This is a genomic window from Pseudomonas sp. R32, assembly GCF_009866705.1.
Classification (GTDB): Bacteria; Pseudomonadota; Gammaproteobacteria; order Pseudomonadales; family Pseudomonadaceae; genus Aquipseudomonas; species Aquipseudomonas donghuensis.
The window spans coordinates 1,384,018-1,396,044 of sequence record NZ_CP019396.1 but is presented as its reverse complement, the minus strand read 5'-3'; the positions used below and the strand labels follow the sequence as shown (position 1 = coordinate 1,396,044).

The 12,027-nt window shown below is 62.5% G+C and carries 11 protein-coding genes; 5 read left to right on the top strand and 6 right to left on the bottom strand.

Going from position 1 to position 12,027, the window contains the following annotated elements:
* Positions 1-77: 77 nt before the first annotated feature.
* From PspR32_RS06400 to PspR32_RS06390, 3 genes are read right to left on the bottom strand one after another with little or no spacing between them, the layout of a single operon-like run.
* Positions 78-1,574 (bottom strand): YdgA family protein, encoded by a 1,497-nt coding sequence (locus tag PspR32_RS06400; protein ID WP_174242290.1) that lies wholly within the window; start codon positions 1,572-1,574, stop codon positions 78-80.
* Positions 1,575-1,628: 54 nt separating this feature from the next.
* Positions 1,629-2,498: an isocitrate lyase/PEP mutase family protein gene (locus tag PspR32_RS06395; RefSeq protein WP_010223174.1), complete on the bottom strand. Its 870-nt coding sequence runs from the start codon at positions 2,496-2,498 to the stop codon at positions 1,629-1,631.
* Between the two features lie 53 nt (positions 2,499-2,551).
* Positions 2,552-3,466: a helix-turn-helix domain-containing protein gene (locus tag PspR32_RS06390; RefSeq protein ID WP_010223175.1), complete on the bottom strand. Its 915-nt coding sequence runs from the start codon at positions 3,464-3,466 to the stop codon at positions 2,552-2,554.
* Between the two features lie 174 nt (positions 3,467-3,640).
* Here PspR32_RS06390 and PspR32_RS06385 point away from each other — a divergent pair, with 174 nt between their 5' ends.
* From PspR32_RS06385 to PspR32_RS06375, 3 genes are read left to right on the top strand one after another with little or no spacing between them, the layout of a single operon-like run.
* The gene (locus PspR32_RS06385) at positions 3,641-4,999 is read left to right on the top strand and encodes a glutamine synthetase family protein (protein ID WP_100783017.1); all 1,359 of its coding nucleotides are present in this window, start codon (positions 3,641-3,643) and stop codon (positions 4,997-4,999) included.
* A gap of 50 nt (positions 5,000-5,049) precedes the next feature.
* Complete coding sequence (locus PspR32_RS06380) at positions 5,050-6,138, top strand: polyamine ABC transporter substrate-binding protein (protein ID WP_159388224.1); 1,089 nt, start codon at positions 5,050-5,052, stop codon at positions 6,136-6,138.
* A complete protein-coding gene (locus tag PspR32_RS06375; RefSeq protein WP_159388223.1) occupies positions 6,135-7,433 on the top strand; it encodes an NAD(P)/FAD-dependent oxidoreductase in 1,299 nt (432 codons plus the stop codon). Before PspR32_RS06380 ends, PspR32_RS06375 begins: the two co-directional genes overlap by 4 nt.
* A 1-nt stretch (position 7,434) precedes the next feature.
* Here PspR32_RS06375 and PspR32_RS06370 read toward each other — a convergent pair whose 3' ends face one another.
* Together PspR32_RS06370 and PspR32_RS06365 are read right to left on the bottom strand one after the other, a co-directional pair.
* Positions 7,435-8,127, bottom strand: coding sequence for a peptidoglycan DD-metalloendopeptidase family protein (locus PspR32_RS06370; RefSeq protein ID WP_010223179.1), 693 nt, complete (start codon positions 8,125-8,127; stop codon positions 7,435-7,437).
* 48 nt (positions 8,128-8,175) lie between these two features.
* Positions 8,176-9,057: a LysR family transcriptional regulator gene (locus PspR32_RS06365; protein ID WP_026001325.1), complete on the bottom strand. Its 882-nt coding sequence runs from the start codon at positions 9,055-9,057 to the stop codon at positions 8,176-8,178.
* A gap of 95 nt (positions 9,058-9,152) precedes the next feature.
* On the opposite strand from PspR32_RS06365, the gene PspR32_RS06360 reads away from it, so the two are divergent.
* Positions 9,153-10,103 (top strand): DMT family transporter, encoded by a 951-nt coding sequence (locus PspR32_RS06360; protein ID WP_174242289.1) that lies wholly within the window; start codon positions 9,153-9,155, stop codon positions 10,101-10,103.
* Here PspR32_RS06360 and PspR32_RS06355 read toward each other — a convergent pair.
* Complete coding sequence (locus PspR32_RS06355) at positions 10,045-10,503, bottom strand: hypothetical protein (protein WP_036994147.1); 459 nt, start codon at positions 10,501-10,503, stop codon at positions 10,045-10,047. The genes PspR32_RS06360 and PspR32_RS06355 overlap by 59 nt on opposite strands.
* Positions 10,504-10,651: 148 nt before the next feature.
* Between PspR32_RS06355 and PspR32_RS06350 the strand changes: the two genes are divergently transcribed.
* Positions 10,652-11,905: an SMI1/KNR4 family protein gene (locus PspR32_RS06350; RefSeq protein ID WP_036994145.1), complete on the top strand. Its 1,254-nt coding sequence runs from the start codon at positions 10,652-10,654 to the stop codon at positions 11,903-11,905.
* Positions 11,906-12,027: the final 122 nt, after the last annotated feature.

Genomic DNA, 12,027 nt, shown 5'->3' with positions numbered 1-12,027 from the left:
AGGCTACAGATAATCGGATGAATTCAAAAGGTTTTTTTAGTGAAACAAGCCCGGGGCGGGCGCCCCGGGCCTGAACATCAACCGCCTGTCGCCTGCATTGCGCTGGCGTTGGCCATGATCACGCTGGCGAACTGCTCAACGGTCATCTTCTGGCCGTTGAAGTCGACCATGCCATCGGCATAATGCAGCGTGGTAACGATGTCGTTGCCCTCGACCTTGGCCATCTGGCTTTGCACCGCCATCATGCTGACCATTTCCCCGGCCTGAGCCGCTTGCTGGGAGACGATGGCAGCATCGGTCTGGCCTTCGAACTGCGCCTGCAGGGTCGCCAGGTCACCGATCATCGGCTTGGACAGCGACAGCTTGCTCTGCAGCTGGGTGATCAACTGCTTGTACAGCTCCTGCGGTGGCAACTCCAGAGAACTCGGGTTGGCCAGGTCAACGCTGAAGTTGAAACGGCTTTCGCCATTGGCAGTCTTGAACGACAGGTTCTCCAGGGCGATCTGCGGCTTGGCCGCCAGCAGACGCTGCACATCGCTGCGCACCTGGGCCGTTTCGGCCTCGGTCATCGCCAGGTCCGGCATGCCTTCACCTTCGGCAGCGGCCTTTTGGAACTCCGGCAGGCGGCTCTGGTACCAGCCGATCAGCGCTTGCATGGCCGGGATGTCGAGACGCTTGAGGCTCCAGACCATCTCGCCGGCACCGATGGCCTTGCCGTCGAAGTTGATGTCGGCAACCTTGTATTCCATGCGCACCGAGAGCTTGTCACCGTCGTTCTTGTACTCGTTGTTCTGCGCCAGGCCCTTGAGCACCAGGACCTTCTGCTCGTCGCCGAAGGTCGCGACCGTGTCAGCCACGGCCATGTCCATCTTGCCGACATAGAAGCCGAACGGCGTCTTGGTCATGTCGCCGGTCAGGCTCAGGCCCTTGATCTCGACTTTCAGCACTTTGCTGTCGGGGTCGACCAGGTTCAGGCTCAGGCCGGCCGACTGGCCGGTGAGTTGCACATGTTCGGCGCCTTCGTTGCCGTGGCCACTGACTTCAATCCCGGAGAACTTCAGCGACGAGCCGTCCTTGCTCCACTCGATCGGCGCCACCTGGAAAGCACTGTCCATCGAGCGATCGTAGCCGTAGGCGACCTGGCCTTGCAGCGGCGAAACGTCCTTGGTCAGGGCGAACCAGTCAGCGGTGGCAGCGTCTTTTTCCAGGGCGTAGTGGCTTGCAGCCATGACCGGCATCAGCTTCAGTGCCTTGACCCGCGACAGCGGAAACGGCCCGTGTTCGATCTGGTCGACAAAATTCAGCTCGAAACTTTTGCTTTCTTCACCAACCTGCAGGTTCTGCACCTTGAGGCGGTATTTGGCGGTACTGCTGAACAGACGGCTGTCCAGCGATACCAGTTGCAGCTCCATAGTGGTTTCCATGCCCAGCAGCGCCTGCTTGGTCTGGGCATTGGATTCGGCGATGGTGGTTTCGAGCACGCCGGGCAATTGCTTGCCGGTGTACCAGGCACCCGCGGTGCATGCCGCTGCCACTACCACTGCGAGGCCGAGTACGCCTGTAGATTTCTTCATGAATTGTTTCGCTTCCATTTGTAGAGAGTTGTTGCTTTGGTTAAGCCTTGTGGCTTATTCGTTGACATCCATGTACTCACGGGCCCAGACGATGTAGTCGCCCGGTACGGTGTAAGTATGGGTGAGTTCGGTGGCGCTCAGGTCCGAAGCGCTGCTGGTGATCCGCCGCTGTTCGCGCAGGCAGTCGTAGGTGGCCTTGATCGCGGCAAAGTAGGCGCCATGACCATCGACGGCGATACGCACGCCAAGCTCGGCCAGGCGCGCATCGTCGTGCAGCTGCGGGTTGCCGTAGGTCACCAGCATCAGCGGCACGCTCAGGTGCGCGGCGATCTGTTCAAGGTGGTCGAAGTCGCGGATACCGACCATGCACAGCGCGTCGGCGCCGGCGTTCTGGTAGGCCACGGTGCGGGCGATGACTTCTTCGGTCGGGATCAGCGCCGCGTTGGTGCGGGCAATGATCGACAGCTCCGGGTCGACCCGTGCCTCCAGTGCCGCGCGGATCTTGCCGACGCCTTCGGCGATGCTGACCAGGTCGGTGGACTTGCGCCCGAACTGGGCAGGCAGCAAGGTGTCCTCGATGGTCAGCGCGGCAATCCCGGCACGCTCAAGCTCGGTCACCGTGCGCATCACGTTGAGCGCATTGCCATAACCATGGTCGGCGTCGGCAATCACCGGTAACTGGGCCACCCGGCCGATCCGCGTTGCCTGCTCGGCGAATTCGCTGAGGGTGATCAGGGCAAAGTCAGGTGCGGCCAGCACCTGCAAGGATGCCACCGAGCCCCCCAGGATGCCCACCTCAAAGCCTAAATCGGCGGCAATGCGCGCCGACATCGGGTCGAATACGGAGGCGGTGTGGTAGCAGGCAGGTGAGGCAAGCAGTTGGCGGAACGCGCGACGCAGGTCTTGGTGGGAGGCTCTTGGCATGGTCTTTCCAGGCTATCGACTTCATTTAGTAGGTCGAACATTACCACTGCTGGCTATCTGACTGACAGCGCCGCGCGTTTGAGGGTCTCGCTGGGCAGCTCCCTGAACAGCTTGCGGTAGCTGTCGGAAAACCGTCCTAGGTGCCAGAACGACCAGTGCATGGCCACCTCGGCCACGGTGGTGTCGCTAGGCCCGCTACTGAGCAGTTCACGCCGGGCACTGTTGAGCCGGCGCAGGCGTAGCCACTGTGCCGGGGCCATGCCGGTGAAGGCCTTGAAGGCGTGCTGCAACTGGCGCAAGGACACCCCGGCGACCTGCGACAGCTCCAGCAGATTAAGCGTTTCTTCCGGGCAATCGGCCGCCCATTCGCCGACCTTTCGCATGATCGCGCGCTCTTCGGTACGCCGCCACAACGCCCCGCGATCGAGGCAGATGCACGCGTTATCGAGAATGAACAGACAGTCTTCGAGCAGTTGCCCGGCCAGCGCATCCTGGCTTGGCGGGTCGATGGTCTGCGAGATGCGCGTGAGCGTCCCGCTCAGCCAGCGGCTGAACAGCTCGTTCTGCATCGAGTTCAGCGGCGCCATGAACAGCCCGTCGAGGCGGGCGATGTCCAGGCCGTGGCGCTGGACGAATTCCGGGCCGAACACCACGGCTACTTCCTGGTAGTTCTCCGGGGTGATCCAGATGTTGCGGCTTTCGCCATTGAGCACGTAGAGGCTGTGGTCGCTGCGGTCGAAGCAAAACGCCAGGGAGCCGGCCGGCGCACTGAAATTCTGCTCGATCCGGGTGTTCATGCACTCTTCGTAGATCTCCACGCCCTGCAGGTCAAGGCAGCGCAACTGGCCGGCGAAATGCCCGGGAGACATCTGTTGGTAATGCTGGGTCCAGCCTGGGGTGGCGCGGACCTGTTCGGTGACATCGGCGGTGTTGAAAGCCTGGACCCGCAAAGGCGTTGACGCTGTCATGAGCTGCTCTTTATGCACTCTTTTGGTGCATTTTAGTCTTGCTGAAAGTGGATAGATCGAATGCGCACGCGTCACCCAAGATAGACCTCAACGCGCTACAGGGGAAGCCGCTCGGGTGGCAAGCCGGTCGCAACTGCCGGTCCTGGCGTGGATAAAACCAACAACGAGGTCTTTATGAATGCCCCTTTCGATCAGCTGTCTGCGTGGCTGAAAGAGCACAAGATTACCGAAGTCGAGTGCGTGGTCAGTGACCTGACCGGTATCGCCCGCGGCAAGATCGCACCGACCAACAAGTTCCTGCATGAACGAGGCATGCGCCTGCCGGAAAGTGTGCTTCTGCAAACGGTAACCGGGGACTTTGTCGACGACGATATCTACTACGACCTGCTCGATCCCGCCGACATCGACATGGTCTGCCGCCCGGATTCGGCCGCGGTGTATGTGGTGCCGTGGGCCATCGAGCCAACCGCCGTGGTCATTCACGACACCTTCGACAAACAGGGCAAGCCGATCGAACTGTCGCCGCGCAACGTGCTCAAGAAAGTCCTCAAGCTCTACACCGACAAGGGCTGGCAGCCGATCGTCGCCCCGGAGATGGAGTTCTACCTGACCCAGCGCTGCGAAGACCCGGACTTGCCGCTGCAAGCACCGCTGGGCCGCTCGGGCCGGGCCGAAAGCGGTCGGCAGTCGTTCTCGATCGATGCCGCCAACGAATTCGATCCGCTGTTTGAAGACGTCTACGACTGGTGCGAAGCCCAGGGCCTGGACCTCGACACGCTGATCCACGAAGACGGCCCGGCGCAGATGGAGATCAACTTCCGTCACGGCGACGCCCTGGACCTCGCCGACCAGATCACCGTGTTCAAGCGCACCATGCGCGAGGCGGCGCTCAAGCACAACGTCACCGCCACCTTCATGGCCAAGCCTGTGGGCGACGAACCGGGCAGCGCCATGCACCTGCACCAGAGCGTGGTCGATATCGCTACCGGCAAGCCGATCTTCGTCGACGCCAACGGGGAGATGAGCGAGCTGTTTCTGCACCACATCGGTGGCCTGCAGAAGTACATCCCCAAAGTGCTGCCGATGTTCGCCCCCAACGTCAACTCGTTCCGCCGTTTCCTGCCCGACACCTCGGCGCCGGTCAACGTCGAATGGGGCGAAGAGAACCGCACCGTGGGCCTGCGCGTACCGACCTCGAGCCCCGAGGCCATGCGCGTGGAAAACCGCCTGCCAGGCGCCGACGCCAACCCCTACCTGGCGATTGCCGCCAGCCTTTTGTGCGGTTACCTGGGCATGGTCGAAAAGATCAACCCCAGCGCGCCGGTGCAGGGCCGCGCTTATGAGCGGCGCAACCTGCGCCTGCCCATCACCATCGAAGACGCCCTGGCGCATATGGAGGACTGCCCGACCATCGAGCAGTACCTGGGCAGCAAGTTCGTGCGTGGCTATGTGGCGGTCAAGCGTGCCGAGCACGAGAACTTCAAACGGGTGATCAGCTCCTGGGAGCGTGAGTTCCTGCTGCTCAGCGTTTGAGCTCGACCTTGTAACAAGTATCGAAAACAACAATTCGAAAAGGTGTCGATATGCGTCCCATGAAAACAGTCGTTACTGCAACCCTGGCGCTGCTGGTCAGCGCCGCGGCCCAGGCCCAGCCCAGTGTCAGCGTGTACAACTGGACCGACTACATCGGTGAAACCACCCTGGCGGACTTTCAGGGCAGCACCGGTATCAAGGTCATCTACGACGTGTTCGACTCCAACGAAACCCTGGAAGGCAAGTTACTGGCCGGTCGCACCGGCTACGACGTGGTGGTGCCGTCCAACCACTTTCTGGCCCGCCAGGTCAAAGCCGGGGCCTTTGTGAAACTGGACCGCGAGCAGTTGCCGAACTGGAAGAACCTCGACCCGGTACTGCTCAAGGCCCTGCAGGAGAACGACGCCGACAACCAGCATTCGGTGCCCTACCTGTGGGGCACCAACGGCATCGGCTACAACGTCGACAAGGTCAAGCAGGTGCTGGGCGTCGATCACGTCGACTCCTGGGCAGTGATGTTCGAGCCTGAGAACCTGAAAAAACTCAGCCAGTGTGGCGTGTCGTTCATGGATTCGGCCGACGAGCTGTTCCCGGCCATCCTCAACTACATGGGCATGGACCCACGCAGCAATAACCCTGAAGACTACAAGAAGGCGGAGGCGAAACTGCTGACCCTGCGCCCCTATATCACCTATTTCCACTCCTCCAAATACGTCTCGGACCTGGCCAACGGTGATATCTGCGTGGCCTTCGGTTACTCAGGCGACGTGTTCCAGGCCGCCAATCGCGCCAAGGAAGCCAAGAACGGCGTCAACATCGCCTACGCCATTCCCAAGGAAGGCAGCAACCTGTGGTTCGACCTGCTGGCCATCCCCTCCGACGCCAGCAACCGCAAAGAGGCCTATGCCTTCATCAACTACCTGCTCGACCCGCAAGTGATCGCCAAGGTCAGCGGCGTGGTCGGCTACGCCAACGCCAACCCGCCGGCCAAGCAGTACATGGATGCGCAGCTGGTCAACAACCCCGAGGTGTACCCGCCGCAAGAGGTGCTGGACAAGCTGTATGTCTCCACCACCCCGACGCCGGCGATCATGCGCCTGATGACCCGCTCCTGGAGCAAAGTGAAGTCGAACAAATGAACCAGCACACCTATGAACACGCCCGCTCCTACTACAGCGCCACGGCCCACAACCTGGCGGCTTACCCTGCCCTGGGCGCCGAACTGCAGGCCGATGTCTGCGTGATCGGCGGCGGCTTTACCGGGGTCAACTGCGCCATCGAACTGGCCCAGCGCGGGCTCTCGGTGATCCTCCTCGAAGCCCGGCACATCGGCTGGGGCGCCAGCGGTCGCAACGGCGGCCAGCTGATTCGCGGTATCGGCCACGAGGTCGAGGGCTTTGCCCGCTACGTCGGCCAGGACGGGGTGAAGTACCTGCAACGCGCCGGCATCGAATCGGTCGAAGTAGTGGCCGAGCGCATCCGCGCGCACGGCATCGATTGCGACCTGCGCTGGGGCTTTTGCGAACTGGCCAACACCCCGGCGCAGTTTGTCGCCTTCCGTGCCGAGCAGCAGAGCCTGGCCGAGCTGAACTATCGCCATGAAACGCAATTGGTCGGACCCGAGCAAATGCACCAGGTGGTCGCCTCCGACGTCTATGCCGGCGGCCTGATCGATCGCGGTTCGGGCCATCTGCATCCGCTCAACCTGGTGCTTGGCGAGGCGCGCGTGGCCGCGTCCCTCGGCGTACGCCTCTTCGAACAGAGCCCGGTGGTGGAAATCAGCCATGGCGCCACCGTGCAGGTAAAAACCACCCACGGCACGGTGCGCGCCGGCAGCCTGGTGCTGGCCTGCAACGCCCACCTGGAGGAACTGGAGCCGCGCCTGAGCGGCAAGGTGCTGCCCGCCGGCAGCTACATCATCGCCACCGAGCCGTTGTCACAGGCGCAGGCTGAGCAATTGATCCCGCAGAACCTGTCGCTGTGCGACCAGAAGGTCGGTCTGGACTACTATCGGCTGTCTGCCGACCGGCGTCTGCTGTTCGGTGGCGCCTGCCACTACTCCGGGCGCGACCCCGTGGATATCGCCGCCTACATGAAGCCGAAGATGCTCAAGGTATTCCCGCAACTGGCGCACACCCGCATCGACTTTCAATGGGGTGGCAAGATCGGCATCACCGCCAATCGCTTCCCCCAGGTCGGCCGCCTGCAACAGCACCCGAACGTGTTCTACGCCCAGGGCTACAGCGGCCATGGCCTGAACGTCAGCCATTGGACCGCGCGGCTATTGGCCGAGGCCATTCATGCCGGGCACAGCCAGGGCCTGGATGTGTTCAGCGCCGTACCGCACCTGACCTTCCCCGGTGGCAAGGCCCTGCGCTCGCCACTGCTGGCCCTGGGGATGTTCTGGTACCGCCTGCGTGAGGTGCTGGGCTGACTCAGCCGGCCGCCGGCAACACGCTCAGCGGATCGATCGGCTTGCCGTTCTGGCGGATCTCGAAGTACAGCTGCACCCGGTCGGTATCCAGGTCGCCGGCTTCGGCGATCTTCTGGCCCTTGCTGACGGTCTGGCCTTCCTTGACCAGCAACTTGCTGTTGTGACCGTAGACGCTGGCATGGGAGGTGCCGTGCTGGAGGATAATCAGGTTGCCGTAACCACGGATGTTCGTCGCGAACGCTACCTTGCCGCCGAGGCTGGCGTACACCGGCTGGCCCGGTGTGGCGGCGATGCGGATGCCCTTGTTGAGCTTGTCGGCGGACGAGTAGCGGCGGATCACCGTGCCCTGCAGCGGCCACGCCCACCCGCGCAAGGTGACCTTGGTGGCGGGCGCCACGGGTCTTGCCTTGCTGGCGCTAGCGGTGCTCGTGGTGGTCCGTGTGGCGGTTCTTGCACCGCCAAAGCGGATGGTCTGGCCGACATTCACCGCATAGGGCGCGCTGATGCCGTTGTAACGCGCCAACTCCTTGAAGCTCCAGCCATGACGCGAAGCGATCGAATACAGGGTATCGCCGCGCTTGACCTTGTAGGTGCCGGCCACGACTTTGTTGGCAGAAGGACCGGGGCTTGGGGAATGCGAACTGCATGCGGACATCGCCAGCATTACGGCGATCAGAACAAACCTGAAAAACACACCACTTCCTTTTCCCGGAGACGCCATTGACGAGGGCGCTACTATAAATCAGTCGGCGACATTACGCGGCAAAGTCCGTGCAAGTTCGATAAAGGCGCGGGTCGCTGGCGAGATGATTCGCTCATCGACCACCGCCAGCCCCACCGTGCGCCTGACCTGCGGATCGAGCGGGCGTTGCACGTACTCCAGGGTCGTGCTCAGCGGCAGGGACGCCTGGGCCACGATGCTCAAGCCTTCACCGCTGGCGACCATCTCCAGGGTGCTGAGCAGTTGTGAGGTGCGGTAGCGAATGCGTGGTTGCAGCCTGGCGCTGAGAAACAGGCGCGAGACGATCTCGGCGGACCCGGCCTCGGTCAGCACGAAGGGATCGCGGCAAAGCTGCTGGAGGGTCACCGCCGGTTGCTGCGCCAGCGCATGATCAACAGGCAGCAGCGCGACCATCTGGTCTTCCAGCAACGGATAGGTGTCGAGCTGCTCTTCAGGCAGCACCACGAAACCGATATCGATGCGCCGCTCCTGCAACCATTGCAACACCTGGCGATCCGGGCCCTCGTCGACATGCACTTCGATGCCAGGGTAGGCCTGGCGGTAAGCCTTGAGTATCGCCGGCAACAAACGCACCGACGCCGTCGGCCCGAACGAACCGATGCGCAGCGTGCCCTGCTTCATCCCTCGCGCATCCAGGGCCTCCTGGCGCATGGTTTCGGCCAGGCCAAGCATCGCTTGCGCCCGTTGCAGCAAGCGGCTGCCAATATCTGTCAGTTCGATCCGGCCCTGCTGGCGTTCGAACAAGGCCACGCCCAGCTCCTGCTCCAGGGCGCGAATAGCGTGGGAAACACCGGATTGCGAGATGTTCAGTTGCGCCGCCGCGAGGGTAAAGCCTTTACGCGCCGCCACCACGGCGAAAATTTCCAGCTGGGTCAAGGTCATCGGTAGCAGCCCCATGAGCGTTTGCTCATTTCCCTATGAGTTGGCATTCGATCAAGTATGGCGTATCGACGCCACATCGTCAGCCAGGGCCGCCCATGCCAACTCACGCTTGCACCTTTCTGAAACTCTCACTGGTCGCGATGATCTGGGGCGGCACCTTTGTCGCCGGACGCGCCCTTGCCAGCGGTATCGACCCGCTGTTTCTCGGCAGCCTGCGCTTCATCCTCGCTAGTGCGGTGCTGGTGCTCATCCTGATGGTTTCGAAACAAGGCTTGGTGCGGGTCAACACAGCGCAGCTCGTGCACATCGTGGGGCTGGGCTTTTTCGGGATCTATGCCTATACCCTGTTCTTCTTCCACGGCTTGCAGTACACGGACGCCTCCAGAGCCTCACTGATCGTTGCGACCAATCCTGCCGTCATGGCGATCGTCGCCTACCTGTGCTTCAGGCAACGCCTGGGCAGGGCCCAACTGCTGGGCGTCGCCCTGTGCCTGCTGGGCGCCGGCTGGGTGGTGCTGGCCCGAGCCCCCGGGGCGCTCGGCCAGGGCAACGGGATCGGCGATGGGTTGATTTTCGGCTGTGTACTGAGCTGGGTGATCTTCAGTGTCTTCTGCACCCGCGTGGTGACACAGATCGGTGCGCTGCACACCGTGACCTATGCAGTGTTCGCCGGGGCGGCGATGCTCAGTGTGCACGCTACGCTCAACGGCAGCATGAGCATCGCGTCGCTACGCGCGCTGACGGCGCGCGACCTCCTCAGCCTGGCCTATCTCGGGGCTGTGGGTTCCGCGCTGGCATACGTGATGTACTACGATGCCATCGCTAAAATCGGTCCGACCCGGGCCGGCAGCTTCATCGCCCTCAACCCGCTGACCGCCGTGGTCGCCGGCGCCTTGCTGCTGGGTGAGCAACTGACCGGTGCCATGCTGGCCGGCGGCACCCTGGTGATCCTTGGCATACTGCTGGCCAACCGGGTGCCGGCGCCGCTCAGTTTACCTGGTTCCAGTGCAGGTTCACCTTGCCAGTCTGACCCGGAACAAGGGTGACTGTGCTCAACTGCTGCTCGCCATTACGCGAGGCGACCAGGTTGTATCTGCCCGGCGGCAGCTTGACGTAGACCATCGGCCCAACCTGATTCAGTTGCAGCAGGGCTTGCCCCTGCCCCCCTTGAATCGTCAGGTCGACGTCCGGCGCATACTCGTTCTGCGGGCCGGTCGAGAAGGTCAGATGCAGGTTGTAGCCCTGGACCTGCTGAATAGCCCGAGACTCATCAAGACCAATACCGCCGGTGAGGTAGCTCACGCCATTCTGCTCTTGAGGCTGCAGGTTGACCCCGGACGTGTCAATCGGCTCCTGGTACTGCGCAGCCTGCAATTGCAGAGCAGGCCAGCCCTGCAGTACCGCGGCCAGTGCAGTGATTAACGCAAGTGTGCTGAAGGATTTCATTGCCATGACTCCTGCGCTACAGCGTCGATACCATTTTACCCCGCTCATCCGTGGCGTTTAGATCGATTCGGCGTGACGGACGCGGGCAATACAATGACGGTTTAATAGCGTGCTAGAGTCTGCGGCCCAATCTGAAGGTGGACCACGAATGGACCTCTCCCCCGCCGAACGTCAGCTGTTGCAGGACCACCATCTGGCCCTGTTCGAGGGTTGCGTGATCTTCGACACTCAACCGCCCATTGACGCAGCCAACCTGGCCCGACTCGAAACCCACCTGAACGGCCCAGTGCCTGAGCAACTGCTGCGATTGTGGCAAACCTGCTTTGGCGGTCGCGTGGGCTATGACCTGGAGGTGGTCTACAACGGCCACCGTCATCCGTTTTCCTTCAGCGAACTGTTCTATCCGGGCAGCGACGGTTATCGCGACCTTTGGGGCTGGATCGAGCACGAACTGGAGCAGGCCGAAGAAGCCGCCCGCGCAGCGGGGCACCCATGGAGCGGCAAGCTGGACTACCTGCCGTTCGGTGGTTTCGAGTACCTGGAACGCCTGTACGTGTGCGTCACCCCAGGGCCCGAGTACGGCGCAGTGATTGCCTGGAGCCGTGGACTGCCGCCAGCCTGGGCCGGCAGCCTGCACCAGGACAGCCTTGCCCGCATCGCCGATGACGTCGGCGCGCTGTTGCGCCTGCTGGCCTACGAAGCAGATCCCTTCGACCCAGAGACTGAATACAGCAGCGCCAGCGAACTGCTTGAAGCGCTGGATGAACTGGACAATGACGGCGAAGCGGGCATGGCGCTCAAGGCCCGACTGGCGGCATTGCTGCGTCAACGGGTGCTGGACTGGCGCCCGGCACTGGCTGACGGCAGCCTCGCCAACCAGCCCCGCTTGCGCCAACTGGCGATGCTCGATGCCGCCGAACACGGCGACATCGAGCGTCTGGACGCCCTGCGCAAAGCCGGCTGCGACCTGAGCGAGGCGCTGCGCGGGCACGCCGCCAGCCTGGAGTGCTGCCTGCAGCACGGGCACCTGGCAGCGGCCAACTGGTTGCTCGACCAGGGCATCCCGGTGCAAGCCGACACGCTCTTGGTGGCGGCTGCCCAGGTGACTCCGGCATTGGCTTGCCGCTTGCTGGACATGGGTGCCTTGAGCGACCCCAACGCCGTGCTGAGCGCCGTTGCCCAGGGCCACATGGAAAGCGCCGAAGTCATGGCCCGACCACTGCTTGAAGCATCGCAGGCCAGTGCCGACGCGTTGCGCAAAGCGCTGGTCGAGCGCGCCGAGCAGCAGCGTCGCGACGCCAAGCGGATCAAGGCTGGCAAGCTGTACAGCAATCTCGGTTTCGAACAGTACCTGGCCGAAGCTGAACGCATGGAAACATTTCTGCGCCAGCACGTGCACTGAGGCCTTGAACGGGCCCGCGACAGCTGAAGGTCGTGGGCAGCCGTTTTTTGAAATTATTTGTTACAACTGAGCGTGAAACTGAAGCTTCAAGGGCGCTTATCATAAAAACGTATCTGTTAATA

Bases quoted from the DNA above. Each gene is read 5' to 3' on its own strand.
- PspR32_RS06400 (WP_174242290.1), bottom strand. From the start codon at position 1,574: ATGAAGAAATCTACAGGCGTACTCGGCCTCGCAGTGGTAGTGGCAGCG.
- PspR32_RS06395 (WP_010223174.1), bottom strand. From the start codon at position 2,498: ATGCCAAGAGCCTCCCACCAAGACCTGCGTCGCGCGTTCCGCCAACTG.
- PspR32_RS06390 (WP_010223175.1), bottom strand. From the start codon at position 3,466: ATGACAGCGTCAACGCCTTTGCGGGTCCAGGCTTTCAACACCGCCGAT.
- PspR32_RS06385 (WP_100783017.1), top strand. From the start codon at position 3,641: ATGAATGCCCCTTTCGATCAGCTGTCTGCGTGGCTGAAAGAGCACAAG.
- PspR32_RS06380 (WP_159388224.1), top strand. From the start codon at position 5,050: ATGCGTCCCATGAAAACAGTCGTTACTGCAACCCTGGCGCTGCTGGTC.
- PspR32_RS06375 (WP_159388223.1), top strand. From the start codon at position 6,135: ATGAACCAGCACACCTATGAACACGCCCGCTCCTACTACAGCGCCACG.
- PspR32_RS06365 (WP_026001325.1), bottom strand. From the start codon at position 9,057: ATGACCTTGACCCAGCTGGAAATTTTCGCCGTGGTGGCGGCGCGTAAA.
- PspR32_RS06360 (WP_174242289.1), top strand. From the start codon at position 9,153: ATGCCAACTCACGCTTGCACCTTTCTGAAACTCTCACTGGTCGCGATG.
- PspR32_RS06355 (WP_036994147.1), bottom strand. From the start codon at position 10,503: ATGAAATCCTTCAGCACACTTGCGTTAATCACTGCACTGGCCGCGGTA.
- PspR32_RS06350 (WP_036994145.1), top strand. From the start codon at position 10,652: ATGGACCTCTCCCCCGCCGAACGTCAGCTGTTGCAGGACCACCATCTG.